Genomic DNA, 26,421 nt, shown 5'->3' with positions numbered 1-26,421 from the left:
TTTAGTTTAAATTACGGTTCTTTTCACCTATACGGACGTAAAGATAGAAAAAAAAGAGAAAAAAGATAGAGATGCCGATAAATAAGATTAATTTTGCACACTTAAACAGATTTCGATAAGAACGATGAATATTACAAAACTTCTGAATAAAGTATACTTCGCCCCCCGCTTGAAAGAAATCGAACTGTACACCGAACATGCAGGTGAGTTGCAGGCAGGTGTCCTGAAACGTTTGGTACGCATGGCCGCCAATACGGAATGGGGAAAGAAATATGACTATGCCTCTATTCGTACTTATGAAGATTTCAAAAAACGCCTTCCCATACAGACTTACGAAGAAATCAAACCTTATGTAGCCCGCTTGCGTGCCGGTGAGCAAAATCTGCTCTGGCCATCGGAAATACGCTGGTTTGCCAAGTCTTCGGGAACGACCAACGATAAAAGCAAATTCCTTCCGGTCAGCAAAGAGTCTCTGCAAGACACTCATTATCAAGGCGGGAAAGATGCTGTTGCCATCTATTTGGGAATCAATCCCGAAAGCCGTTTTTTTTCCGGAAAAGGATTGATTCTCGGCGGTAGCCACAGCCCCAACCTGAACTCCAACCATAGCCTGGTAGGTGATTTATCCGCCATTCTGATACAGAATGTACACCCGCTGGTCAACTATATCCGTGTGCCAAGCAAGGAAATTGCCTTGATGAGCGAGTTCGAACCTAAGATGGAGGCCATAGCCAACAGTACAATCCATGCCAATGTCACCAATCTTTCGGGTGTGCCGTCCTGGATGCTGGTACTTGTCAAACATATACTTGAAAAAACCGGAAAACAGTCATTGGAAGAAGTATGGCCCAATCTGGAAGTATTCTTCCATGGCGGAGTGGCTTTTACTCCTTATCGGGAACAATACAGACAAGTCATCAAAAGTTCCAAGATGCACTATGTCGAGACATATAATGCCTCCGAAGGCTATTTCGGCACACAGAACGACCCGAACGATCCGGCTATGCTGCTGATGATTGATTACGGTGTTTTCTATGAATTCATACCTTTGGAAGATGTCGGCAAGGAAAATCCGCGTATCTGCTGTCTGGAAGAAGTAGAACTCAACAAGAACTACGCAATGGTCATCTCCACTTCTGCCGGACTGTGGCGGTATATGATTGGAGATACCGTGAAGTTCACCAATAACCGCCCGTACAAATTCGTCATTACCGGCCGCACAAAGCATTTCATCAATGCCTTTGGCGAAGAACTTATCGTGGACAATGCGGAAAAAGGTTTAAGCAAAGCCTGTGCTGCCACGGGAGCACAGATTGTAGACTATTCCGCCGCTCCCGTCTTCATGGACGAACATGCCAAATGCCGCCATCAATGGCTGATTGAATTTGCCAAAATGCCAGATGACCTGGATAAATTTGCCAAAATACTGGATGACACCCTCAAAGAAGTGAATTCCGACTATGAAGCCAAACGGCAGAATGACCTGGCTTTGCAACCTCTGGAGATAATCGTTGCCCGCAGAAATCTGTTCCACGATTGGCTGGACAATAAAGGCAAGCTTGGCGGACAGCATAAGATACCGCGCCTCAGCAATACAAGAGAATACATGGAAGAGATGCTGAAGCTCAACTTCAAAGAATAATACCACCGCCCAACAACAAGCCGTCTGCATCATAAAAGGCGGCGGCTTGCCCCGGGGCGATAGACTCCAACGGTTCCAATAGCGAAACCCGCAGATATCCGTTCTCCTCCTGAGCAACCATACAGCGGTTTGCCTGCTTGCGATAGCGTATCTTTACGATAACCGTTTCCGCTCCCAATACCCGATGTGCACTGATAAGGTTCCAATCTTTAAGATGCATTTCATTCCTATATAAGGAGGCAAGTGGTGCAAGTACCACCTCGTTGGTTTCCATTCTGACTTCCTTCACAAATACAGCCCTATTCAGATGAATGCCCAGTCCACGCCGTTGACCTATCGTATAGAAAGGGTATCCTTCATGCCATCCTAATACATTCCCCTTTTCATCGAGAAAATGCCCTCTGCCCGGCAGTTGCTCCATAGGAACCTCACGCTTCAGGAAAGAACGGTAATCCAACGGACAGAAACACACTCCTATACTGTCTTTTTTAGTGGCGACACGCATAAACCCACGTTCAGCGGCATAAGCACGCGCATCCTCTTTTGTCATATCTCCCATCGGGAGTAACATCCGTTGCAAGATATCCTGCTTCAAGCCCCATAAAAAGAAAGTCTGGTCCTTGTCTCTGTCAACAGCCGGAGCAATGTAATAGTTGTCCTCTAAAAAGAGTTTACGTACGTAATGTCCGGTAGAAATCCAATAAATCCCCTTTTCATCGGCTATTTCCGCCAAAAGTTTCCACTTCAGCTCATTATTGCAGAGGGTACAGGGAACGGGGGTATGCCCCGCCAGATATTCATCTATAAAGTAACGGATAATGCGTTCACGGAAAAGCTCCCTTGCATCGTATGTAATATGCTCAATACCCAACCGTCCTGCCAGCGCCCGCGCATCTTCCAGATATTCCGTTTTTCCACCCACTTCGTAAAAACGGAAAGTGACTCCCGTTACTTCATAGCCGGCTTCCTGTAACTTCATGGCAGCCACGGAACTGTCCGTACCGCCGCTCATTCCCAATAATACACGTTCTTTTGACTTCATACTGCAAAAATAGTATTTCATCCTGAGAAAACCCTATCTTTGCCACTTTCAAAAAAACAATCAAATTCAAACCATGAAACAAGACTATCGACTGCTCGTCCTCGACCTGGACGGAACGCTGACCAATTCGAAGAAAGAAATCTCTCCGCGCAATCTCCGTACCCTGTTACGGCTACAGCAAAGCGGCGTACGCCTGGTACTGGCATCAGGCCGTCCTACCTACGGCATTGTTCCTTTGGCGGAACAATTGCAAATGAAAGAAAACAACGGCTATATTCTTTCTTATAACGGCGGAGAAATCATAGACTGGAGCACCGGTGAACTACTGTATAAAAACCTGCTTCCCGACGATGTACTGCCTATCCTGTACCAGACTGCAACCGATAACCGGCAAACAATCCTCACATACGACAACGAGTGCATACTCACCGAAAATCCCAACGACCCGTACGTACAGAAAGAAGCATTCCTCAACAAAATGCAGGTACGCCGCGTAGAGAACTTCCTGCAGGAAATTCCCCTTCCCCTACCCAAATGTCTCATTGTAGGTGAACCGGAACAACTTATGAAAACAGAAGCCGAACTGAGCCTTCGTCTGCAAAGGCAAATCAGCGTATACCGTTCGGAACCTTATTTTCTGGAACTCGTTCCTTTGGGCATAGACAAAGCACGTTCGATCGCCGTATTATCGGAAAAGCTGGGTATCACCCGCGAAGAAGTGGCAGTCATGGGCGACGGTTACAATGATCTCAGCATGATAAAATACGCCGGACTGGGCATAGCAATGGACAATGCGCAGGAACCCGTGAAAGCTGCTGCGGACTACATTGCTCCAAGTAATGACGAAGATGGAGTAGCCATCGCCGTAGAACGATACTTCCTGCACGCTTTTTAAAACAGATAGTCCTAATTTACAAATATTTGTTATACCTTTGCCTTTCCAAAAAGAACTAATTATCAAACGTTATGGAACAACAACTGACCATTTACAACACCTTAAATAGAAAAAAGGAGTTATTCGTACCTCTGCATGCTCCTCATGTAGGTATGTATGTCTGCGGACCGACCGTTTACGGTGATGCCCACCTGGGACACGCACGTCCTGCCATTACTTTCGATTTACTTTTCCGCTATCTTACACACATTGGCTATAAAGTGCGCTATGTCCGCAATATTACCGATGTAGGCCATTTGGAGCATGATGCAGACGACGGTGAAGACAAAATTGCAAAGAAAGCCCGCCTGGAACAACTGGAGCCCATGGAAGTGGCACAGTATTATATAAACCGTTATCACAAGGCAATGGAAGCATTAAACGTGCTTTCTCCCAGCATCGAACCGCATGCCTCGGGACATATCATCGAACAGATAGAGCTCGTAAAAGAGATACTGGAGAACGGCTACGCTTACGAAAGTGAAGGCTCCATTTACTTTGATGTAGCCAAATACAACAAAGACCACCACTACGGCAAACTGTCAGGACGTAATCTGGACGATGTACTAAACACTACGCGTGAACTGGACGGCCAGGAGGAAAAACACAATCCCGCCGACTTTGCACTGTGGAAACGTGCCCAACCGGAACATATCATGCGCTGGCCAAGCCCATGGAGTGACGGCTTCCCCGGCTGGCACGCCGAATGTACGGCAATGGGAAAGAAATATCTGGGTAAACATTTCGACATTCACGGTGGCGGTATGGACCTTATCTTCCCGCACCACGAATGTGAGATTGCACAATCCGTAGCATCGCAAGGCGATGACATGGTGCATTACTGGATGCATAACAACATGATAACCATCAACGGACAGAAAATGGGTAAAAGCCTCGGTAACTTCATCACATTGGATGAGTTCTTCACCGGCTCCAACAAAACGCTGACACAAGCTTACAGCCCGATGACCATCCGTTTCTTCATTCTCCAGGCCCACTATCGCAGTACGGTAGATTTCAGCAATGAAGCTCTGCAAGCTGCAGAAAAAGGTCTGGCAAGGCTTATGGATGCTGTACACGGACTGGAAAAGATTGTTCCAGGCAAAGCTTCTACGGTAAACGTGAAAACATTACGTGCCGAATGCTATGAAGCCATGAACGATGATTTGAATTCTCCGATTGTAATAGCCCACCTCTTCGATGGTGCCAGAATGATAAACAATATCATTGCAGGCAATGACACCATTACAGCCGAAGACCTGAAAGAGCTGAAAGAGACCTTCCATCTCTTCTGCTTCGATATATTGGGACTGAAAGAGGAGAACACCTCCAATGAAGAACGCGAAGCCGCTTTTGGCAAAGTAGTGGATATGCTACTGGAAGAACGCATAAAAGCCAAAGCCAACAAGGACTGGGCTACATCCGACAAAATCCGTGATGAACTGACTGCATTAGGCTTTGCCATCAAGGACACCAAAGACGGATGTGAGTGGAAATTAAACAAGTAAACTCAAAACGGTTATAACCGTTTCCTATAAACGAAAGAAAGAGGTGCATCATATCCTCCAAAAAATTACCCCTGCCACAATCATATGTAGCAGGGGTAATTCTTTTTAAAAACAATAGTTTTTATTTATCGTATGGTATCATGTCAGACAAGATACGCTCTCTGTACCAGGGGTCATCAATCTCTTTCAAGACTTTTCCCATCTCTGCACACAGCTCATCTACTATTTCCTTATTCTTCTCTAACGGAAGATTATTCATCTGATACGGATCTTTCTCATCATCAAACAAGAAACTCTTTACAAGCTTGTGATTATCACGGTCTACATAAAGAGCCAATGTGTAACGGGCCGATTTAAAGCCGCGTGACGATGGGAAATAGGAACGGACCTTACCGTCTTCATCTTTCTTACCGTCTACGTTCTGAATATAAAGAGCTCCTGCAGGACGCACTATATCAGCTTTTTCATTAAAGAACAGCGGAGCATAATTGTGTCCCTGCACATTTGCCGGAATAGAATCGGAAAGACCCGCCAACCCCAACAAAGTAGGCATAATATCCGGAGAAGAAAGCATCAAATCATCCAGACGGGGTTGAATCTTGTCGGGGAAGCGAACCAGGAAAGGCACATTCATCGACTCGGCAAAAGGAGAATTCTTCGGATCGTCCGTGTGCTGGCTGCACATAGTCTCACCGTGGTCGGAAGAGAAGACTACGATTGTGTTTTTATCCAATCCCAGTTCTTTCAACGCATCGAGTATCTGCCCGAAAGCACGGTCAACACCTGTAACGGAAGCGAAATAGTAACGTACACTCTCCGCCTTTGCCATTTTAGAATCGGCATTGGGGCGAATCAGCAAGCTGTCCAACGGCTGATCCTTGTATAAGTTGAAGTCCTGTTCCATACAGTCGTCCAACGAACGATAAGGACTATGCGGCGGATTCATGCCCACCATGATAAAGAACGGTTTCTTCGGGTCGCGTACATTTCCCTCATTCTTCAGATAAGAAATAACTTTACCTGACTCGTGCAGCGGAGACCATTCGCGCGGATCATGCCGTTTACCGTCCGTATCCCAATAATGCGGATTCTTATGTTCATCAAAAGTTCCGTAAGCATACCAATAGTTAAATCCGTGACGACGGTCTTTCGGTGTATAAGCATCCCATGCAGGTATGCGGTCTTCCACATATTTTCCCGGGCGCTGGGGGTCATTGGGGGTCGGGAAGTCTGCATGCAGTTTACCGAAATACGCACAGTCGTATCCCGCATTGCTGAATACATCGCTCACACAGTCTACATCTTCACGCAACGAACTGATAGGACGGTTCGAATTACAGTTCAAAGGAATACCACTCTTGTTGGGATACATGCCTGTCAGTAACGAACCCCGGTGAGGACTGCTCAACGGGCAATTGCTCATGGCAGAGGTCAGTACCAAAGACTCTCTCGCAAAATCATTCAGACGAGGAGTATGCACCGGATCATTCCGGAAATTCACTTTCTCCCGAAAACCTTCCTGCCCCCAGAACTCCATTGCCTGATTGCGGAACTGGTCGGGAAAAACATAAATAACATTCGGCTGTTGGGCCTGCTCTGCCTGCGGAGTTTTACAACCCTGCAAGGCGAACAAGCCTAAACCACCTAACAATATATTCAATTGACTTTTCATTTTTCCAAATCTCTTTTACGCTTCAAAGCTTCCAGGAAATAATAATCGGCATAGTTCAGCGGAACATCGATTTCTGCACCGTGAGGAATGCTGCCAACCGAGTGCATCAGGATAAAGTTCCCGTTTGTCCCTACCTCTGCACGGTAAGCCGGAGAAGCAAGGCTTTCCATAATTCTGTCGGCCGTTTCCTTATACCCCTTATCGGTAACATAGGTACTCAGTTCGTAGAGGGCAGAAGCTGTACATGCTGCGGCAGAAGCGTCACGAGGCTCGTTCGGAATCTTCGGAGCATCGAAGTCCCAGTAAGGAACCAAATCTTCGGGAAGGTTCTTGTTTCCGAAAATAAAGTTATACACTTTCTCTGCCTGTGCCAGATATTTGGCATCATGAGTATAACGATAACACATTGTATAACCGTACAAAGCCCATGCCTGTCCGCGAGCCCAAGACGATTCATCGGCGTAGCCCTGCGCTGTTTGTTTTTTGCGCACCTCACCAGTCTCGGGATCATAATCCACCACGTGGTAGCAACTGTTGTCCGCACGGAAGTGGTTGGCCATAGTCGTGTCAGCATGTTTCTTAGCCACATTATAGAAAGTAGAGTCGCCCGAAAGTTTAGTGGCTTCGAACAGCAGCTCCAAATTCATCATATTGTCAATGATAACCGGACATTTCCATCCGCGTTCGGCCTGCCAGCCTTTGTCGGCATCCCAAGACTGGATAACGCCTGCACCCGGACGAAAACGGGTAGACAATGATTTAGCAGTCTGGATAATTACGGGCTTGTACTCTTCCTTATTGGCAAAACGATATCCGTTCAGATAGCTGGAACCAATCATAAAGCCTACATCATGATGCCAAGTAAGATATTGTACGGAATCCAATGCTTCAGTATACTTCTCTGCCAGCGGTAACCACTTTTTATCACCGGTCAGTTCGTACGTATACCAAATATTACCAGGAAAGAAACCAGAGCACCAGTCATCGATAGGAACGTAGTGAATGCTACCATCCTTATTAATGGTACGCGGATTAAGAATTTTGCCAGATTTTTCGATAATGTCTGTCTGAAGTGTTTCCTGTGCCACCGCATTATCAATATTCTCCTGAATGAAATCATTTGCAGTCTGTTTTTGTCCTGCACAACCTGCTAAAACAAGAAGGGAAATACCCAATGTAGTAAGAGTCGTTTTCATAATAAGGGATTTATTTATTAATTATGTCTATTTTTTCGAAGACAAAAGTAGCGCAAGCTTTCGAAAATAACCCACCTAAATTATCCAATTAAAAGCTAAAATATTACATTTGTGTCCAAAACATCAGATTTCTCCTTAGTATTAATCATTTATTACCAAAACGACATGACGCCGCAAGAATTTTTCAAGAAAGACAGTTTTGCCGAAAAAACAGGTGTAGAACTGATAGAAATAAAAGAAGGATACAGCAAAGCCCGTCTGGTAATTACGGAAACACATCTCAATGCCGGAAATCGCACCCAAGGCGGAGTACTCTTTACACTGGCCGACCTCGCCCTGGCAGCGGCAGCCAATTCTCACGGCATACTGGCTTTCTCACTGTCTTCCAATATAACTTTCCTGCGTAGCAGCGGTCCGGGCGACATATTATATGCCGAAGCCCGCGAACGGTACATCGGACGTACTACCGGACATTATCAGATTGACATCACCAACCAGAACGGAGAGCTGGTAGCCACATTCGAGTCAAGTATCTTCAGAAAAGGAGACGCACTGCCGTTTACTTTGTAACAACGGAAGTCATCGGGTAACGATTGCCCCTTACACTTTTGAGGAAGGCTTTTGCCGAACCGAAATTCAAATACATATCCAAGCGTATGGGAAGGTGGTTCTTATCATCAGAAATGAAGAAAGTAATCACCTCCTTCTCTTTTCCCTTCTTGTATTCCACGAAAGAGAATACAAGGCAGCGATAAATTGTATCATTATTCGCTTCTATATCTTCCTTTCCGCGATAAATCAAGGTTTGCTCCTCCACTCTGCGCCCTGTTGCCATAGGGAAAAGTATCTTCTCGCCTATCTTGTAGTCTTTAGGGTTATAAGAACGGGCTTGCGCCAAAATACTCAGCATATCAAAGATACAGCGGCTGTCGCTGTACTCCATCTCCTGCGGTTCACGCACGGGATTATGCCAGGTACGCCTCTGCTTTACGGTAGCTATACCGTCATCATACGAGAACCATGCCTCGTCGACCGTATAGCGTTTTCCCTCCTCGGCTGCTTTACGAAAATAAAGCGGTTCCAGTTTATCGCTGACATAGCAAGTCAGCGTATCGCGCATTTTAAAGAAAAAATCCGTTTTCTTGCTGCCCACAGAAAGAAGATTGAAACGGTAGGCCGGCTGGAAGCGGTAAGTAGTAGCATTAGTAGTCAAGCTTGCCAACCCTACTTTCTTCCAGATAAATTTCCAGTTGAAATACAAATCGTACATAACATGCTCGCCCGACTGAAACGCTTCGTTCTTAGCCACGCATTGAGCCTGCACAGGCATTATGCTGCACAGACACAGAAGTCCGGCCAGCAAAAACAATCCTGCCGCCCGCTGCCTTTTAATAACTATATCCCCTACCGCTGTTACGGTTGCTGTTGTTGCGGTTATTCTGGCTTTTCTTCTTTTTCTTGTCTTCATCTGGCTTTTGTTTTTTCAGTTCATCCGGTTTTTGCTTATCCAACGGTTTTTCTTTTACGTTCCAGTCCTGAATCAAATCAAAATTGGCCTTAAATTCCAATACCTGCGGATAGTAATAAACCATTTCGGGTTGGCGCCTGGCAGCATAATCACCGGTATCCCATACACCATTCCCATTTGTATCATTAATGAGCCGGGCTCCATATTTACCCGGATTCAAATAATAAAAATCCGCTTTCCCCTCTACAACCGGAACAGTACGTACTACCTTGTCCTGAGCATCCAGCAATTCTACAAATGCTGTAGAATCAGCTCCGGTAATGTTGAAAAATATCTGTCCGTACTCTTCCAATTTCTTTACAGTAAACTCCTTCTTCACTTTATCGGTAAATAAACCGTACAACCCGTGAAAAGCGGTCGAGTCCACTTCAAAAACGTAACTTTCACCCGGTTTCCAGTCTGCATACAGATTGTAACGTTTCAAATCCAACGAATCCCGCATAAAGTCAAACGGCACATCCTGCCATAGCGTATCGACCTTTTGCCTTACATGCAAGGCAGTATCATTAAAGCCGGCTATCGGTTCCGTAAAGCTCAATGTGATATAGTCGTATACATCCATTGCCGAAGGCGCATACACATCCATTGCAAGGAAAGGAGTCGGTTCCGACTCTTCTTCACCCTTTTTCCTTCTTTTCTTCTTCTCCTTCTCGGCTTTCTCCTTCTCTTCCAGTTTCTTTTCCTGCAGTTTCTTCCAGCTTACTTTCGATACAATTCTCAAAGTATCTGTCCGGGGAACTAACTGATTCAAAGTATCTGTATACAAATAACTCAAGCTCATCCTCAATGTATCTTGCTGATAAAGCAAAGAATCTTTGATCCAATAGTGAATCGTATCGTTTCTCCCGGTAGTCTGCTCAATGACAAAAGCATCCTTTTCATCGAAATTCAACCCTTTCATCAGCGGCAGACTGTCGGCAGGAGCCGTAAAATAAAAAGAGAATTTTTCCGAAGTAAGACGTTCCGTTTTCATAAGACGCTGCGAGAAGGTTTTTTCCTTGAAACTGCGCAACAGCACATCATCCGGCAGGAAATGGGTATATTGTCTCTCTACAATCGTATCTATGGTCAAAGAGTCTCGCCACAAGGTATCCTGGCGCATACGCCTTTCCATGGAAGGGATAATAACGGAGTCATTAAAAGCTATGACCTCCGTAGGCTGGGAAAATTTAAAATTCTGGTCGGCATCCATTAAAGCATAAATACGATATTTGCCAGGAGAGACTCCACGAATGGAAAACTGTCCACGGCTATCTGTACGGCCTACACGGTCGAAAGGCAACGTTGTAAATGCCGAATCGGCTAAATTGGCATGCAACCCTACCAGCACTCCCTTTACCGGTTCCAAATTCGATGCATCAAGCAACGTACCGGCAATGGCCATTGAATCAAGCTCTGCTCCGGTAGAAAATGTATAGGTAAACCCCTGCATCGGATTTCCTTCATTATTGTCCTGAATCGCATCGGCAAAATCGATAGTGTACGTAGTGTTAGCCTTTAACGTATCTTGCAGATTAACCACTACCCTTTTACCGTTTGCCTTTATTTCCGGTTGCTGCACTTGAGGAGGTGAAATAACCACTTTTTCATTGGCTTTCTCCAATTTGATAAACTCATCGAACTCAATAGAGATTTTACTCTTTTTGTTATGGAGTGCACCCGGTAAGGGAGAACCGGTGACAAAACGAGGCGGTTCCTCATCAATCGGACCACCCTCCAGACGGCCCACACTGGCACAGGAATATAAAACAGCCACACTTACAGCTGCCCCTAATAACCGACGTACAAACGGTTTCATCTTAGTATGATGCTTGCAATCTAACATGATGCAAAAATAAAGGTTATCCTGTAATTAGCAGTATGCTTTACAGTATTTTAATCAAAAAACAAATATTTCCTTCAAGTATATATAAAACATAGTTAAAAAAGAAGGAAATTCATACCTTATATACGGAGAAAAGAATAATTTTGCGACCGAAAACTAAACATTATAATTTAGTTTTCACCGTTATCCTTCTTCTATGATTTACACACAAAAGCTTCGGATTAACTAGAATAAAATTATACAGAGAATAAAAGAGTATGAAGAGTAGATTAGTATTATTGGCATGTTGCCTGGCACTGCTAAGCAGTTGTGGACAAGGTGACAAAAGCACGGGAAAAGCACCCGAATTTGCAGTGATTACAGTAGAAACGACCACTGCCAACCTGACAAACAGTTATCCGGCTACTATTAAAGGTAAACAAGATGTGGAAATCCGCCCGATGGTAAGCGGTTTTATCACCAAGCTACATGTGGACGAGGGTTCCGTTGTACGCAAAGGACAAGTATTGTTCAGCATTGACCCTGTACAATACCAGGCTGCAGTAAATTCGGCCAAGGCTGCGGTTGAAACAGCAAAAGCCGCTGTAAACACACAAGAACTTACGGTAAGCAACAAACGCACGTTGAACCAAAAGAACATCATCAGCGATTACGACCTGCAAATGGCCGAAAACCAGCTGGCACAAACCAAAGCACAATTGGCACAGGCGGAAGCGCAACTGGTCAATGCTCAAAACAACCTGTCATACACCAATGTAACAAGCCCCAGCGATGGTATTGTAGGTACTATCCCCTATCGTGTAGGTAGTTTGGTAAGCCCCTCCATGGCCACCCCGCTGACCACAGTTGCCGACATCTCCGAAATGTTCGCTTATTTCTCCATGACCGAAAGACAGCTCCTGTCACTGATACGCGAAGGCGGAAGCATCAAGGATATTCTGGCAAAGATGCCTCAGGTACAACTGCAACTGATTGACGGAACCATGTATGCCGACAGTGGTCGCGTAGAAACCATCAGCGGCGTTATCGACCAGACTACAGGTGCAGTAAACATGCGTGCCCTCTTCCCCAACAAACACAACATCCTGCGTAGCGGAGGTACAGGAAACGTAGTATTCCCCAATCCGATGGAGAATGTAATCATGATTCCGCAATCGGCCACCACAGAAATACAGGACAAGAAATTCGTATTTGTTGCACAACCTGACAACACACTGAAAAATACCGAAATACAGGTATTCAGCCTGAACGATGGCAAATATTTTTACGTTACAGACGGCTTGAAGGCCGGTGATAAAATCGTGATAGAAGGCGTACAGAACCTGAAAGACGGACAAAGCATCACCCCTATCACTCCTGAAAAGAAAGAGGCTGAATATCAGAAAGCCCTCAAAGACCAAAAAGAAGGTAATATCCAAACTGCGTTCAATTAACATTTAACGCCCCTAATCATTAAGTAACATGAAATTAGATAGATTTATTAATCGTCCGGTACTATCTACGGTAATCTCCATCCTGATAGTAATCCTGGGACTTATTGGTCTGGCAACGCTGCCTATCACCCAATATCCGGACATTGCACCACCGACGGTATCGGTACGCGCCACTTACCAGGGTGCCAACGCCCAAACGGTGTTGAACTCTGTCATTGCGCCGCTGGAAGACCAAATCAACGGTGTGGAGAACATGATGTACATGACTTCCAGTGCATCTAATAACGGTTCCGCCGAAATTTCCATTTACTTCAAACAGGGTACAGACCCGGATATGGCAGCCGTTAACGTACAGAACCGCGTTTCCATGGCTCAGGGTTTGCTGCCGGCCGAGGTAACCAAAGTCGGTGTGACTACGCAGAAGCGACAGACATCCATGTTGATGGTATTCTCCATTTACGATGAGAAAGACCAGTACGACATCGAATTCCTTGAGAACTATGCCAACATCAACCTTATTCCGGAAGTAAAGCGTGTAAACGGTGTGGGTGATGCCACCGTGCTCGGTCAGGACTACTCCATGCGTATCTGGCTGAAACCGGATGTGATGGCACAATACAAGTTGATTCCTAACGATGTAGCCGGTGCACTGGCCGAACAAAATATCGAAGCGGCTCCCGGACAGTTTGGTGAACGCGGCAATCAAAGCTTCCAATACACCATCCGCTACAAAGGCCGTCTCCAACAGCCGGAAGAATTTGAGAATATCGTAATCAAAGCCCTTGAGAACGGTGAAGTTCTCCGTTTGAAAGACATTGCCGATATTGAACTCGGACGTCTGTCCTACAACTTCAATAATACGGTAAACGGCCATAAGGCAGTATCCTGTATCGTATACCAGATGGCAGGAACCAATGCTACGCAGACTATCAGTGACCTGGAAGAAGTACTTGGAAAAGCATCCGAAACGCTGCCTTCCGGTTTGAAAATCAATATCGCCCAAAGCGCCAACGACTTCCTGTTCGCTTCTATCCATGAAGTAATCAAAACGTTGATTGAGGCGTTCATCCTCGTGTTCATCGTGGTGTATATCTTCCTGCAAGACATGCGCTCTACGCTGATTCCCGCCATTGCCATTCCGGTAGCTTTGATTGCTACTTTCTTCGTACTGCAACTGATCGGCTTCAGTATCAACCTGCTGACACTCTCGGCTATGGTGCTTGCCATCGCAATTGTAGTGGATGACGCCATAGTCGTCGTCGAAGGTGTCCATGCCAAGCTCGACCAGGGATATAAATCGGCACGGACTGCATCTATCGACGCCATGAGCGAACTGGGCGGCGCTATCATTTCCATTACATTGGTGATGATGTCCGTGTTTGTGCCGGTAAGTTTCATGGGTGGTACAGCCGGTACATTCTACCGCCAGTTCGGTCTTACAATGGCCATCGCCATCGGTTTCTCCGCATTGAACGCCTTGACGCTGAGTCCGGCCTTGTGTGCCATCTTCCTGAAACCGCACAACAGTGATGCCACCATGAAAGAGCGCATCGGTGTCGCAACTAAAGAGGCACGTAAAATCATGATAGCCCGTTACGTGGATTCTATTGGCAGAATGATGCGTCCCGGCCTTACACTGCTCTTTACTACAATCGCCATCTTGGGTATGATTTTCGGTTTGTTCAGCTTTGAGAACCATCCTGTACTCTGTCTGGTAATGATTGTTATCAGCGTATTGGCATTAGCAGGTATGACTACGGATAAGTTCAAACACTCTTTCAACGCATCCTACGACTCCATCCTGGGTAAATACAAGAAACAAGTGCTCCGCTTTATCCAGAAGAAATGGCTCTCCGGCGGTATTGTGGTAGGCTCCATTGTACTGTTGATGGTGTTTATGAACATCACACCGACAGGTATGGTGCCCAACGAAGACACCGGTACCATCATGGGTGTAGTAACGCTTCCCCCCGGTACTTCACAAGAACGTGCCATGGAAGTGCTGAACCGTGTAGACAGTCTTGTTGCAGCCGACCCTGCGGTAGAATCGCGTACGGTAATTTCCGGTTTCAGCTTCATCGGTGGTCAGGGACCTTCCTACGGTTCGCTCATTATCAAGCTGAAAAATTGGGAAGAACGTTCCACTATGCAGAATTCAACGGTAGTTTACGCCACACTTTTCATGCGTGCGCAAAAAATCATCAAGGAAGCACAGGTACTGTTCTTTGCTCCGCCTATGATTCCGGGTTATTCGGCATCCAGCGACATCGAACTGAACATGCAGGATAAAACCGGTGGCGACCTGAACCACTTCTTCGATGTAGTAAACGACTATACTGCCGCACTGGAAGCACGTCCGGAAATCAACTCCGCAAAGACCAGTTTCAACCCTAATTTCCCACAATATATGTTGGATATCGATGCGGCTGCCTGTAAGAAAGCAGGTCTCAGCCCAAGCGACATCCTCAGCACCATGCAGGGATATTTCGGTGGACTTTACGCTTCTAACTTCAACAGCTTCGGTAAAATGTACCGTGTCATGATTCAGGCAGAACCGAATGCAACCAAAAATCTGGAATCACTCTCCAGCATCAAGGTGCGTAATGGTAATGAGATGGCTCCCATCACCCAGTTCGTATCCGTCAAGAAAGTATACGGTCCGGATATCATCAGCCGTTTCAACCTTTACACATCTATGAAAGTAATGGTGGCTCCTGCCAGCGGTTATACATCCGGTCAGGCACTTGCTGCCATTGCAGAAGTGGCCAAAGAGAACCTGCCTGCCGGTTTTGCCTACGAACTCGGCGGTATGGCACGTGAGGAAGCCGAAACCAGCGGTAGCACAACCGGTTTGATTTTTGTGCTCTGTTTCGTATTCGTTTACCTGTTGTTGAGTGCGCAATATGAAAGTTATATTCTTCCACTCTCCGTATTGCTCTCCGTACCATTCGGATTGTTGGGTAGCTTCCTGTTTGTCAGCGGCATCGGTTCATTGGGTAACATTCCTGCATTGAAAATGATTTTGGGAACCATGTCTAACGACATCTACATGCAGATTGCACTTATCATGCTGATGGGTCTGTTGGCCAAGAACGCCATCCTGATCGTAGAGTTCGCCCTCGACCGCCGCAAAATGGGTATGAGCATTACATGGGCTGCCGTGCTGGGTGCCGCCGCCCGTCTGCGTCCTATCCTGATGACTTCTCTGGCAATGATTGTCGGTCTGCTCCCGTTGATGTTTGCTTCCGGTGCAGGAGCCAACGGTAACCGTACACTGGGAACTTCGGCTATCGGCGGTATGTTAATCGGTATGATTCTGCAGATATTCATCGTACCTGCCCTGTTCGTTGCTTTCCAATATCTCCAGGAGAAGGTTAAACCGATGGAATGGGAAGATGTGGATAACTCGGATGCAGAACCTGAGATTGAACAATATACAAAATAGTGATTAGCGTTTAACGATTAATGGATAGTGGACATCCACAAGCAAATTACTAATTATTAAACACTAACCGCTAAACACTAAAATATAGTTTATCATGAAGAAAATAATAATTCTGATGTGCGCAACTGCTTTATTGAGCAGTTGCCATATCTACAAATCATACGACAGACCCGAAGATATTACAGTGGAAGGCCTATATCGGGACACCATTGCCGGTGGCGATACACTTGCCGCAGATACTGCCAATTTCGGTAATCTGCCCTGGAAAGAAGTGTTTACGGATGCACAGTTACAGACACTTATCGAACAGGCATTGACCAACAATGCCGACCTTCGCAGCGCTGCACTCACCGTAAAGCAGGCTCAGGCAGCACTGATGTCCGCACGTCTGGCTTATGCCCCCATGCTGGCTCTCTCTCCGCAAGGAACAGTAAGCAGCTTCGACAAAGGTAAAGCCACACAGACGTATTCACTTCCTGTGACAGCAAGCTGGCAGATAGATCTGTTCGGTCAGTTGCTGAACCCCAAGCGTAAGGCTCAAGTCTCACTGAAACAGACACAGTTCTATGAACAGGCTGTACAGACACAAGTGATTGCAAACGTAGCCAATATGTACTATACGCTGCTAATGCTCGACCGCCAGTTGCAAATAAGCGAAAGCACCTGTGACATCCTGAAACGCAACCTTGAAACCGTAGAAGCAATGAAAGAGGCTGCTATGGCTAACAGTGCAGCCGTAGAGCAAAGCCGTACCGCCTATGCACAAGTACTGGCTTCTCTGCCCGATATACGTCAAAGCATCCGTGAAACGGAAAACGCACTATGCCTGATGCTGAACCAACCTGCACAGAGCATTGCACGCGGTACATTGGAACAGCAACAGTTACCTGCCGAATTCTCTACTGGTATTCCTTTGCAACTGCTGTCCAACCGTCCCGATGTAAAAGCTGCTGAAATGTCACTGGCAGCAAGCTACTACGACACCAACAGCGCACGTGCAGCTTTCTATCCGCAAATCACCTTAAGCGGTTCTGCCGGTTGGACCAACAGTGCAGGTTCCGCTATCATCAATCCAGGAAAGCTGCTGGCATCCGCTATCGGTTCGCTCACACAACCTCTGTTCTACCGCGGTGCCAACATTGCCCGGTTGAAACAAGCAAAGGCACAGGAAGAACAAGCCAAAATCCAGTTCCAGACCACACTGCTCAAGGCCGGAAATGAAGTAAGCAATGCTTTGTATCAATATCAAATGACCTCGGATAAAGCCATTTCACGTGAAATTCAAGTGAATTCTGCCCGCAAAGCTGCGGAAGATACAAAAGAATTGTTTAACTTAGGCACGTCAACCTATTTGGAAGTCTTGTCCGCCGAACAGTCTTACCTCAGCGCACAGCTTTCGGAAGTGGCCGACACCTTCGACCGCATGCAGTCTGTAATCAGCCTGTATCAAGCATTGGGCGGAGGAAGAGAATAATATCAGTTACGGGTTATGGGTTATAAGTTATTCTTGACGGCTCATCTCCCATAACTCATAACTTATAATTTATAACTCATAACTAATTACTATGATTAGTCCATTAGCATCTGTAGATTCTACCGCAAAAATCGGTAAGAATGTAACCATTCAGCCTTTCGCTTACATCGAAGGAGATGTGGAAATCGGTGACGACTGCGTGATTATGTCAAATGCAAGTATCCTCAAGGGTACGCGTTTAGGTAAAGGAAATAAAGTACACCATGGTGCCGTACTGGGTAGTGAACCACAAGATTTTCATTACACAGGCGAAGCAAGTCGGTTGATTATCGGTGACAACAACGACATTCGTGAAAATGTGGTTATCAGCCGCGCTACACACGAAAGCGGATGTACGCGCATTGGCGATAGTAACTATCTAATGGACGGTGTTCACCTCTGCCACGACGTACAAGTAGGCAATCACTGCGTACTGGGAATTAAGAGTACGGTAGCTGGCGACTGCCACATAGACGACTGTACAATCCTGAGCAGTAATGTTATCCTACATCAGAATTGCCACATAGGCAGTTGGGTATTGATTCAGGCAGGTTGCCGCATCTCAAAAGATGTACCGCCTTATGTTATAATGAACGGCAATCCGGCAGAATATCACGGTATCAATGCGGTGGTACTTCAGCATAAGCATCAGGTTACCGAGCGTATTTTGCGCCATATAGTCAATGCTTACCGCCTGGTATATCAAGGGAATTTCAGCATACAGGACGCTTTACAGAAGATTGAAGATCAGGTTCCGATGAGTGATGAGATACATAATATCATCAACTTTATCCGTAACTCAAAAGGTATTGTAAAGTAAACCTCGGCATAATAAGAAAAAAGGCTTGCAGAAGTCCTGTGAATAAGACATCTGCAAGCCTATATTTTATATACCGGTTTTATTGCTATTCAGAGTATTATAACCCTCATACCTACTTGAAACGCAACATCCCGAAAAATTCCGGACAATGGAAGTTCGGCTTTTCCAAATCAATGGGATTCCATGACAGGAAATGAGGAGTCTGCAACTTATCACCGCATTTATAGAAATTGGCACGGATGGCCTTACCGTCCAATGAGGTGATATTATGCATAAAGAAAGCGGAATAAGGTATCACCAAAGCTACTTCCCAACTGCAATCTCCTATCCGTTCCTCAAAATCTTCCTGCCCCAAAGAAGACCAACGCTGCACTTTATCAAGCACTTCCTGCGGTGCATGTTGACGGTTGGAGCGTCCTGCTCCCGCACCGATAAGCAGTCTTCCAACACAGTTACATTCCATGTTATAATATACTCCGTCTCCGGCAGGAATGGAAAAGAACTCCACACAGGCATCTTCCCAAACCGGCCCGTTGTCTTTGCCCGCTACTGCGCGTACGCTGGCTTCTTTCACTTTATAATGAATCAGGATAGCATTGTCCGTATAAGCAATACGAAACTTTACGTCCGGACAGTATGGATATGCCGCCCAATTCACTGTATTAACCGGCTGAAAAGCCACTTTTTCTTCATCCAAAAGAGCAGGCACCGCTTCTACCGGTATATTTGCCATACTCACTTTCTTGACATCCAGTTCTTTCATCATCTTATTTTTAGGAGTTAATGCGAATAAGGGTAAGACACAGCAACCCATCATCGCCGCCATTATACACCTTTTCAAATGCATGAAGCTATGAATTTCTGCATTTCCGGAGTATGTTCTTCTACACTTTGAAGCAATTTGAATTGAGCCTTTGTGCGCACCAGGTTATGTTCCGGATATTGAATTTTATAATAAGTATCGCCATTGATATAGTCGGCCAGGAAACGCACGCACTGCATATAAGGGAACAGAGCAGCCGCATAGGGCAGGTTCTCTATCTCTACCGGCAGCAGGAAAGATTTGGCCGATTCCAGATAGCCTTTTGTGAATGCCTTGAATATTTCCATATTGAAATTCACATTCGCAAGGTCTTTATCATCTTCCAAACCAGTATTGGCTCCCGAACGCAGGAAATCGCCAAAGTCGGAAAAGACGAAACTGGGCATTACGGTATCGAGGTCGATGACACAAAGTACATTGCCACTTTCGTCAAACATCATATTATTGACTTTCGTATCGCAATGGCAAACCCGCTTGGGTAACTTGCCTTCACGATGCAGGCGCTCCGCTTTGCACATTTCCTCTGCACGGCGCTCTATCTCATCCAGAAAATACCGTACTTCCTTTACACGTCCGGCAGCATCGGCCGCCACAGCATCGCGAAGCTGTTTCAAACGGAATTCCATATTATGGAAGTCGGGAATCGTCTCGCCCAGTTTATCGGGAATATCGGCAAGCATTGCCTGGAAATTACCGAAAGCTACGCCTGCATAATACGAATATTCGGGGTTAACCGTTTCGTATGTCCTTGCATTGGGAATAAACGCCATAACACGCCAATAGCTCTCACCATCATGCCAATAAGTTTTTCCTGTATCGGCAGGAAAGAAATGCAGCACCTTACGTTCAATGTCTTTCTCGCCTTTCTCTTCCAGTTTCTTACGGATATGAGTGGTTACGGCATTGATATTGGCCTGCAACATTTCTACATTTTGGAAAATGGCATGATTGATACGCTGTAATACATAATCGGGGGCATCAGCCTCGAGAGTGCTTACTTTATAGGTGTCATTAATAAGACCGGCCCCTAAAGGATTGATTTCTTGAACTGTACCCTGCAATTGAAAATGAGATACGATAGATAAAAGGTCTTTCATGATAATAAATAAATTAATTTATGATACAAATATACGCTCTTTATTACATATAGTAAGTTTATTATTGTCCGATGAACATCCAAAAATATACATTTAAACAAACATAGCCGCAAAATCCAAATAATAAATGAGAATCTTTGTACAAAATATTTCTATATTTGTTCATCAAACCTTAAAAATAACTCAACGTGCAGAAGCTTATCATCAGATTATTCTTTATTTTAGCGAGTGCGGCTTTCGCAAATGTATATGGGCAGAACATAACCTTTAATCACCTTACCACCGATGACGGATTATCTCAGTTTTCCGTAAACAGCTTATATGTTGATGAAAACGGTATCTTATGGATTGGTACACGAGAAGGGTTGAACCGCTACAACGGAGACGACATACAGACCTACAAGCTACAGAAGAACAATCCCAACAGTCTTTTCTGCAATACCGTATCCCGCATTACGGGCAATCATAACGGGAAAATATATCTGCTCTGCACCGAAGGAGTGGCGGAATTCAACCTTGCCACCCAAAAATTCACTACGTTAATACAAGGCAACATCAACAGCATCTATTACAATGACGGACTTTTTATCGGCAAAAAGAATGAAATATACCGTTATAACGAGGAAACTGGAAATTTCGACCTTTATTATCAACTCCCGGACCGAAATCTGGAAATAGTCTGTATACACATCAATAAGGACGTACTATGGCTGGGAACAACAACCAACGGCGTATACTGCCTAAATATTGACAAAAAAGAACTGACGCATCCCATTCAGAAAGGAAATATTACCAGTTTTTATCAGGACAGCGAAAGTGAATTGTGGATTGGCAGTTGGGAAGAAGGACTGTTCCGTGTAAAAGCAGACGGAACAATAGAAAACTTCAAATACAATGCCAAAGACACACACAGTCTCTCCTCCAATTTCGTCAGGGCCTGCTGTGAGGACAATCTGGGCAATATATGGATAGGTACCTTCAACGGATTAAACCGATACAATAAAATAACCGGATTATTCCAGAACCATACAGCCAATGACACACAAGCCGACGGACTCACCCACTCTTCCATCTGGTGTATCGTAAAAGATAACCAAGGTACACTTTGGCTGGGAACCTATTTCGGCGGCGTCAACTACTTCAATCCGGAATATGAAATCTACACCCGTTATTCCTACTCTTCCAACGAGAAGAAAGGACTGAGCAACCCGGTTGTGGGACGCACCATTGAGGATAAAGACGGCAATCTGTGGATAGGAACCGAAGGCGGTGGGCTGAATTATTATAACCGCCGCACACGCGAGTTCAAATGGTATCGTCCGCAGGAAGGACGCAACAGCATTTCGCATAATAATGTAAAAGCGCTTTATTATGATGCCGATAAAGAAATTATATGGATAGGCACTCATTTGGGCGGTCTCAACAAACTGGATATACGTTCAGGGCATTTTACCCATTACCGTATGGAAGAAGGTAATCCGGCCACTCTGCCGTCGGACATTATCCGCGATATCATTCCCTACAAAAGCCTGCTGATTGTAGCCACACAAAATGGAGTATGCCTCTTTAACCCCGCTAACGGACAATGCCAACAGCTGTTCAAAGATAGCAAAGAGGGAAAATCCATTAAAATGATAGCGGATGTCACATTCGATTCGGAAGGCACATTATGGATTGCTGCCACCGGAGAGGGGGTATTCAGCTATCGTTTTGATACTCGCAAGTTGACAAACTACCGCCATGATGCCACCAACCCGAACAGCCTCAGCAATAACAATGTGAACAATATAACGCAAGATAGCAAAGGCAACCTGTGGTTCTCCACCTCGGGTAGCGGTCTGGACTTATATCGCCCCGCAAGCAATGATTTTGAAAATTTCGACAAGGAAAGGAACGGTCTGGCCAGTGACTGCATTTATGAAACGCAAGAATCTCCCAGCAGCGGCAAATTACTGCTCATCACCAACGAAGGGTTCTCCATCTTCAACTACAAAAATAAGACTTTTAATAATTACAGTGCTGAAAACGGTTTCCCGTTGACAGCCGTCAACGAAAATGCACTCTGTGTCACCTGCGACGGTGAAATATTTCTGGGAGGCATACAAGGCATGATTTCTTTCCATGAAATGGAACTGAACTTTACCCCAAAACCTTATAAGATTATCCTCTCACGGCTCATCGTCAACGGTAGGGAAATCTCTGTAGGAGATAAAACCGGCATCTTGCAGCACTCTTTATGCCACACCGGAGAGATAACCCTCAATGCAGACCAAAGTATGTTCAGTATAGAGTTTGCCACATCCAATTACATACCTGCCAACAAAGACGATATTATTTACAGACTGGAAGGCTTTTCCAATGAATGGACAAGCACACGCGGGCTGCATACCATTACTTACACCAATTTGAATGCAGGCACTTACACATTGCTCATCAAGCCGGAAGGAAAAGACGAAAACCTTTGTCCGCAAGCACAGCTCACCATTCATGTATTGCCGCCGTACTACAAAACAACACTTGCCTACTTCATATATATTATCATAACGGGAGCGGTTCTGTGGTATCTGATACGCGCCTACAAATCAAAAATCAAACTACGCGAATCTTTGAAATACGAACAGAAACATATTCAGGATGTAGAAGCGCTGAACCAATCCAAATTGCGCTTCTTCACCAACATCTCGCATGAGTTCCGCACTCCTCTGACTCTTATCGTGGCTCAGGTAGAAACCTTGCTGCAATTACAGAACTTCACACCTGCCATCTACAACAAGATATTGGGCATTTATAAAAACAGTATCCAGCTACGCGAGCTAATAACCGAATTACTCGACTTCCGCAAGCAGGAACAGGGCCATATGAAGATTAAAGTCAGTCCGCACAACATCGTGAATTTTCTGTATGAAAACTATCTGCTGTTCCTTGAATATGCCAGTGCCAAACAAATCAACTTCAATTTTGAAAAAGAGACTGACGAACTCGAAGTATGGTACGACCAGAAGCAAATGCAGAAAGTTATCAATAACCTCTTATCCAATGCTATCAAGCATACGGAAAAAGAAGATACCATTACGCTCAGTGTAAAGGAAGAACGGAATAACGTTATAATTTGTGTAAAAGATACGGGAAGCGGTATCGATGCAAAGGAGATAGATAAGATATTCGACCGCTTTTATCAGATAGAACCGACCGGTTCTACTGATGCCGGCAAGAGCGGCACCGGTATAGGACTGGCTTTGACCAAAGGTATTATAGAATTACATCATGGCTCCATCCGTGTAGAAAGCGAACTTGGCAAAGGTACGAGCTTTATCGTTACACTGCGCTTGGATAACGAATTCTTTACAGAAGAACAAATCAACCGGAATCCGGATTGCGTACATCAGATTGAAATTTCCAAATCCGAAGCAGATGCTTTCCTGAAAACCGAACTGGAAGAAGATGCTCCCATCAAACGTATTCCGGATGCCAAACTATTGATTGTAGAGGATAATGAGTCCATACGCGAAATGCTTGCCAACATCTTTAAGCCATTCTATCAGATATTGATGGCAGCCAACGGAGAAGAAGGCTGGGAACTGGTACGCAGTGAAATGCCCTGCATTGTGGTAAGCGATGTGGTCATGCCCAAAATGTCGGGTACAGAACTATGCAAACTCATAAAAACGGATTTCAACACCTGCCATATCCCCGTAGTGTTATTGACTGCACGCACCGCCATTGAATTGAATATCGAAGGATTGCGGATCGGCGCGGACGATTACATAACCAAACCGTTCAATACAAACTTACTGATATCCCGCTGCAACAACCTGGTGAATTCACGCATCCTCTTACAGGAAAAATTCAGCAAGCAACCGCAAACGGCTGCACATATGCTTGCTACCAATCCGATTGACAAAGACATTCTGGACCGTGCCATGTCCATCATCGAACAACACCTGGACGACACAGAATTCAATGTCAATGTCTTTGCCAGAGAAATGGCAATGGCGCGCACCAACCTATTCACCAAACTAAAAGCCATTACAGGACAAACCCCAAACGAATTTATACTGACTATCCGTTTGAAGAAAGGTGCTTTGATGTTGCGCAATAACCCGGAACTGAACATTACGGAAATTTCCGATAAGATAGGATTCAGTTCCTCACGCTACTTCAGCAAGTGCTTTAAGGACATCTACCATGTCAGTCCGCTGGCTTATCGCAAAGGAGAGGAAGCTGATAAAGACGAGGAAGAAGCAGTAAATGAAAAATAAGAATTCTGCACTTTTGTACTTTTTATGATTCCGTGTGTACTCTTTTATACACACAGACCGGAAGATAGCGCATATCTTTGGACTTGGAATAAAACTTTAAAGTCCAAAGACTATGAAATATTTATCTAATCTTCTACCGTATCTTCCAAGTACGGTCCTTTTGATAGGATGTGGCAATCCGTCTAAACAAGAAGCCAAGAGTGACCAACCACAAAAGCCTAATGTTATCTACCTGATCGCTGACGACTTGGGCATCGGCGACCTCAGCTGCTACGGCGCCACTAAAATCAGTACCCCGAATATAGACCGCCTTGCCGGTCAGGGTATGCAATTCACCAATGCATATGCCACCTCTTCCACAAGTACCCCTTCCCGCTTCGGACTGCTTACAGGTATGTATCCCTGGCGGCAAGAGAACACAGGCATTGCACCGGGTAATTCCGAACTGATTATTGATACAGCTTGTGTCACAATGGCCGATATGTTCAAGGAGGAAGGCTATTACACCGGAGCCGTCGGCAAATGGCATTTGGGGTTAGGTCCTAAAGGTGGCACGGACTTCAATCGCGAAATCAGGCCGAATACTCAAGACATAGGCTTCAACTATGAATTTATCATTCCTGCCACAGTAGACAGGGTTCCTTGTGTGTTCGTAGAAAATGCCCATGTTGTAGGGCTTGATCCCCAAGATCCCATTACTGTCAGCTACCAACACAAAGTGGGCGACTGGCCTACAGGACTTGAAAATCCTGAATTGGTAAAGATGAAACCCAGTCAGGGGCATAATAATACCATTATCAACGGTATCCCCCGTATCGGCTGGATGACCGGTGGCAAATCTGCTCTTTGGGTGGATGAAGATATTGCAGATATCATTACCGGAAAAGCCAAAGATTTTATCGTTGCACATAAAAACGAACCTTTCTTCCTGTATATGGGTACACAAGATGTACACGTTCCCCGAGTCCCTCATCCGCGTTTTGCAGGGAAAAGCGGTTTAGGACCGCGTGGTGACGTTATTTTACAACTGGACTGGACAGTCGGCGAGATCATGCACACCCTCGATAGTCTGGATATTGCTGATAATACAATCTTCGTATTATGCAGCGACAACGGTCCTGTCATTGATGACGGTTATCAAGACCAGGCCTTTGAATTGCTGAACGGCCACACCCCCATGAAACATTACCGGGGCGGCAAGTATAGCGCATTCGATGCCGGAACCCGTATTCCATTTATCGTACGCTGGCCGAAGGGTATCAAACCGGGCAAACAACAGGCTCCATTCTCCATGATTGATGTATATGCTTCATTTGCAACCCTGCTGAATCATGCACTTCCTACAGGTGTTGCCCCTGACAGCCGTGACCAACTCAACAACTTCCTTGGCACGGACACCATCGGGTGCGACTATGTGGTACAACAGAACCTGAATAATACTCTATCCATCATTCAGAATAACTGGAAATACATCGAACCGAGTGACAAACCGGCTTTGGAACATTGGACTAAAATGGAAACGGGAAACAATCCCCAGCCACAACTTTACGACTTATCTGTAGACCCTTCCGAAAAAGAGAATTTGGCTGGAAATCACCCAGATAAAGTAAAAGAGCTGGCTATTCTGTTGGAAAAAGTAAAAGCTGCAAAAACCAAGTAAATAAGGACCAGGCAGAACACCGAT

General features: G+C 45.3%; 17 protein-coding genes. 10 read left to right on the top strand and 7 right to left on the bottom strand.

Features of this window, described 5'->3' with window-relative positions; translation table 11 throughout:
* Positions 1-124: 124 nt before the first annotated feature.
* Positions 125-1,642, top strand: a complete 1,518-nt coding sequence (locus H8S52_RS04390; RefSeq protein WP_016661050.1) for a GH3 auxin-responsive promoter family protein — start codon at positions 125-127, stop codon at positions 1,640-1,642.
* Here the strand turns inward: H8S52_RS04390 and mnmA are convergent.
* Positions 1,632-2,684, bottom strand: a complete 1,053-nt coding sequence (mnmA, locus tag H8S52_RS04385; RefSeq protein WP_186909367.1) for a tRNA 2-thiouridine(34) synthase MnmA — start codon at positions 2,682-2,684, stop codon at positions 1,632-1,634. The two genes, H8S52_RS04390 and mnmA, sit on opposite strands and share 11 nt — an antisense overlap.
* 73 nt (positions 2,685-2,757) lie before the next feature.
* Here mnmA and H8S52_RS04380 point away from each other — a divergent pair, with 73 nt between their 5' ends.
* Both H8S52_RS04380 and cysS read left to right on the top strand, forming a co-directional pair.
* Positions 2,758-3,579 carry a Cof-type HAD-IIB family hydrolase gene (locus tag H8S52_RS04380; RefSeq protein ID WP_186909366.1) on the top strand — a complete coding sequence of 274 codons (822 nt, stop codon included), beginning with the start codon at positions 2,758-2,760 and terminating at the stop codon, positions 3,577-3,579.
* 71 nt (positions 3,580-3,650) lie between these two features.
* On the top strand, positions 3,651-5,126 hold the full coding sequence (gene cysS / locus H8S52_RS04375) for a cysteine--tRNA ligase (protein WP_186909365.1): 1,476 nt from the start codon (positions 3,651-3,653) through the stop codon (positions 5,124-5,126).
* Positions 5,127-5,247: 121 nt separating this feature from the next.
* Here cysS and H8S52_RS04370 read toward each other — a convergent pair whose 3' ends face one another.
* Both H8S52_RS04370 and H8S52_RS04365 read right to left on the bottom strand, forming a co-directional pair.
* Complete coding sequence (locus tag H8S52_RS04370) at positions 5,248-6,798, bottom strand: sulfatase (RefSeq protein WP_186909364.1); 1,551 nt, start codon at positions 6,796-6,798, stop codon at positions 5,248-5,250.
* The gene (locus H8S52_RS04365; RefSeq protein ID WP_016661046.1) at positions 6,795-7,994 is read right to left on the bottom strand and encodes a glycoside hydrolase family 88 protein; all 1,200 of its coding nucleotides are present in this window, start codon (positions 7,992-7,994) and stop codon (positions 6,795-6,797) included. Before H8S52_RS04365 ends, H8S52_RS04370 begins: the two co-directional genes overlap by 4 nt.
* Before the next feature lie 165 nt (positions 7,995-8,159).
* Here H8S52_RS04365 and H8S52_RS04360 point away from each other — a divergent pair, with 165 nt between their 5' ends.
* Entirely contained in the window at positions 8,160-8,564 is a 405-nt protein-coding gene (locus H8S52_RS04360) for a PaaI family thioesterase (RefSeq protein WP_186909363.1), read from the top strand.
* Here H8S52_RS04360 and H8S52_RS04355 read toward each other — a convergent pair.
* Both H8S52_RS04355 and H8S52_RS04350 read right to left on the bottom strand, forming a co-directional pair.
* Positions 8,554-9,462, bottom strand: a complete 909-nt coding sequence (locus H8S52_RS04355; RefSeq protein WP_117906517.1) for a DUF3108 domain-containing protein — start codon at positions 9,460-9,462, stop codon at positions 8,554-8,556. The two genes, H8S52_RS04360 and H8S52_RS04355, sit on opposite strands and share 11 nt — an antisense overlap.
* Entirely contained in the window at positions 9,383-11,347 is a 1,965-nt protein-coding gene (locus tag H8S52_RS04350) for an Ig-like domain-containing protein (protein ID WP_186909362.1), read from the bottom strand. Before H8S52_RS04350 ends, H8S52_RS04355 begins: the two co-directional genes overlap by 80 nt.
* 257 nt (positions 11,348-11,604) lie before the next feature.
* Between H8S52_RS04350 and H8S52_RS04345 the strand changes: the two genes are divergently transcribed.
* From H8S52_RS04345 to lpxA, 4 genes are all read left to right on the top strand, one after another.
* Positions 11,605-12,780 carry an efflux RND transporter periplasmic adaptor subunit gene (locus H8S52_RS04345; RefSeq protein WP_186909361.1) on the top strand — a complete coding sequence of 392 codons (1,176 nt, stop codon included), beginning with the start codon at positions 11,605-11,607 and terminating at the stop codon, positions 12,778-12,780.
* Between the two features lie 28 nt (positions 12,781-12,808).
* Entirely contained in the window at positions 12,809-16,225 is a 3,417-nt protein-coding gene (locus H8S52_RS04340) for an efflux RND transporter permease subunit (RefSeq protein WP_022103940.1), read from the top strand.
* A gap of 94 nt (positions 16,226-16,319) precedes the next feature.
* Positions 16,320-17,699, top strand: coding sequence for a TolC family protein (locus H8S52_RS04335; protein WP_005655916.1), 1,380 nt, complete (start codon positions 16,320-16,322; stop codon positions 17,697-17,699).
* A 91-nt stretch (positions 17,700-17,790) separates the two neighbouring features.
* Complete coding sequence (lpxA, locus tag H8S52_RS04330; RefSeq protein ID WP_005655915.1) at positions 17,791-18,558, top strand: acyl-ACP--UDP-N-acetylglucosamine O-acyltransferase; 768 nt, start codon at positions 17,791-17,793, stop codon at positions 18,556-18,558.
* A 112-nt stretch (positions 18,559-18,670) separates the two neighbouring features.
* On the opposite strand, the gene H8S52_RS04325 is transcribed toward lpxA, so the two are convergent.
* Together H8S52_RS04325 and H8S52_RS04320 are read right to left on the bottom strand one after the other, a co-directional pair.
* Positions 18,671-19,372, bottom strand: a complete 702-nt coding sequence (locus H8S52_RS04325; RefSeq protein ID WP_175455998.1) for a carbohydrate-binding family 9-like protein — start codon at positions 19,370-19,372, stop codon at positions 18,671-18,673.
* A gap of 23 nt (positions 19,373-19,395) precedes the next feature.
* Complete coding sequence (locus tag H8S52_RS04320; protein ID WP_005655911.1) at positions 19,396-20,478, bottom strand: phosphotransferase enzyme family protein; 1,083 nt, start codon at positions 20,476-20,478, stop codon at positions 19,396-19,398.
* 188 nt (positions 20,479-20,666) lie between these two features.
* Here H8S52_RS04320 and H8S52_RS04315 point away from each other — a divergent pair, with 188 nt between their 5' ends.
* Positions 20,667-24,737, top strand: a complete 4,071-nt coding sequence (locus H8S52_RS04315) for a two-component regulator propeller domain-containing protein (RefSeq protein ID WP_186909360.1) — start codon at positions 20,667-20,669, stop codon at positions 24,735-24,737.
* A gap of 112 nt (positions 24,738-24,849) precedes the next feature.
* The gene (locus H8S52_RS04310; RefSeq protein WP_117954288.1) at positions 24,850-26,397 is read left to right on the top strand and encodes an arylsulfatase; all 1,548 of its coding nucleotides are present in this window, start codon (positions 24,850-24,852) and stop codon (positions 26,395-26,397) included.
* Positions 26,398-26,421: the final 24 nt, after the last annotated feature.

Origin of the sequence: Bacteroides sp. NSJ-48 (assembly GCF_014287405.1) — a bacterium.
Taxonomy (GTDB): Bacteria; Bacteroidota; Bacteroidia; order Bacteroidales; family Bacteroidaceae; genus Bacteroides; species Bacteroides stercoris.
This window is presented reverse-complemented; position numbering and strand designations above follow the sequence as displayed.

Excerpts from the sequence above, each read along its gene's own strand:
- H8S52_RS04310 (WP_117954288.1), top strand. The coding sequence starts at position 24,850 with ATGAAATATTTATCTAATCTTCTACCGTATCTTCCAAGTACGGTCCTT.
- H8S52_RS04320 (WP_005655911.1), bottom strand. The coding sequence starts at position 20,478 with ATGAAAGACCTTTTATCTATCGTATCTCATTTTCAATTGCAGGGTACA.
- H8S52_RS04325 (WP_175455998.1), bottom strand. The coding sequence starts at position 19,372 with ATGGGTTGCTGTGTCTTACCCTTATTCGCATTAACTCCTAAAAATAAG.
- cysS (WP_186909365.1), top strand. The coding sequence starts at position 3,651 with ATGGAACAACAACTGACCATTTACAACACCTTAAATAGAAAAAAGGAG.
- H8S52_RS04380 (WP_186909366.1), top strand. The coding sequence starts at position 2,758 with ATGAAACAAGACTATCGACTGCTCGTCCTCGACCTGGACGGAACGCTG.
- lpxA (WP_005655915.1), top strand. The coding sequence starts at position 17,791 with ATGATTAGTCCATTAGCATCTGTAGATTCTACCGCAAAAATCGGTAAG.
- H8S52_RS04350 (WP_186909362.1), bottom strand. The coding sequence starts at position 11,347 with ATGTTAGATTGCAAGCATCATACTAAGATGAAACCGTTTGTACGTCGG.
- H8S52_RS04345 (WP_186909361.1), top strand. The coding sequence starts at position 11,605 with ATGAAGAGTAGATTAGTATTATTGGCATGTTGCCTGGCACTGCTAAGC.
- H8S52_RS04370 (WP_186909364.1), bottom strand. The coding sequence starts at position 6,798 with ATGAAAAGTCAATTGAATATATTGTTAGGTGGTTTAGGCTTGTTCGCC.
- H8S52_RS04360 (WP_186909363.1), top strand. The coding sequence starts at position 8,160 with ATGACGCCGCAAGAATTTTTCAAGAAAGACAGTTTTGCCGAAAAAACA.
- H8S52_RS04390 (WP_016661050.1), top strand. The coding sequence starts at position 125 with ATGAATATTACAAAACTTCTGAATAAAGTATACTTCGCCCCCCGCTTG.
- H8S52_RS04365 (WP_016661046.1), bottom strand. The coding sequence starts at position 7,994 with ATGAAAACGACTCTTACTACATTGGGTATTTCCCTTCTTGTTTTAGCA.
- H8S52_RS04340 (WP_022103940.1), top strand. The coding sequence starts at position 12,809 with ATGAAATTAGATAGATTTATTAATCGTCCGGTACTATCTACGGTAATC.
- H8S52_RS04355 (WP_117906517.1), bottom strand. The coding sequence starts at position 9,462 with ATGAAGACAAGAAAAAGAAGAAAAGCCAGAATAACCGCAACAACAGCA.
- H8S52_RS04335 (WP_005655916.1), top strand. The coding sequence starts at position 16,320 with ATGAAGAAAATAATAATTCTGATGTGCGCAACTGCTTTATTGAGCAGT.
- mnmA (WP_186909367.1), bottom strand. The coding sequence starts at position 2,684 with ATGAAGTCAAAAGAACGTGTATTATTGGGAATGAGCGGCGGTACGGAC.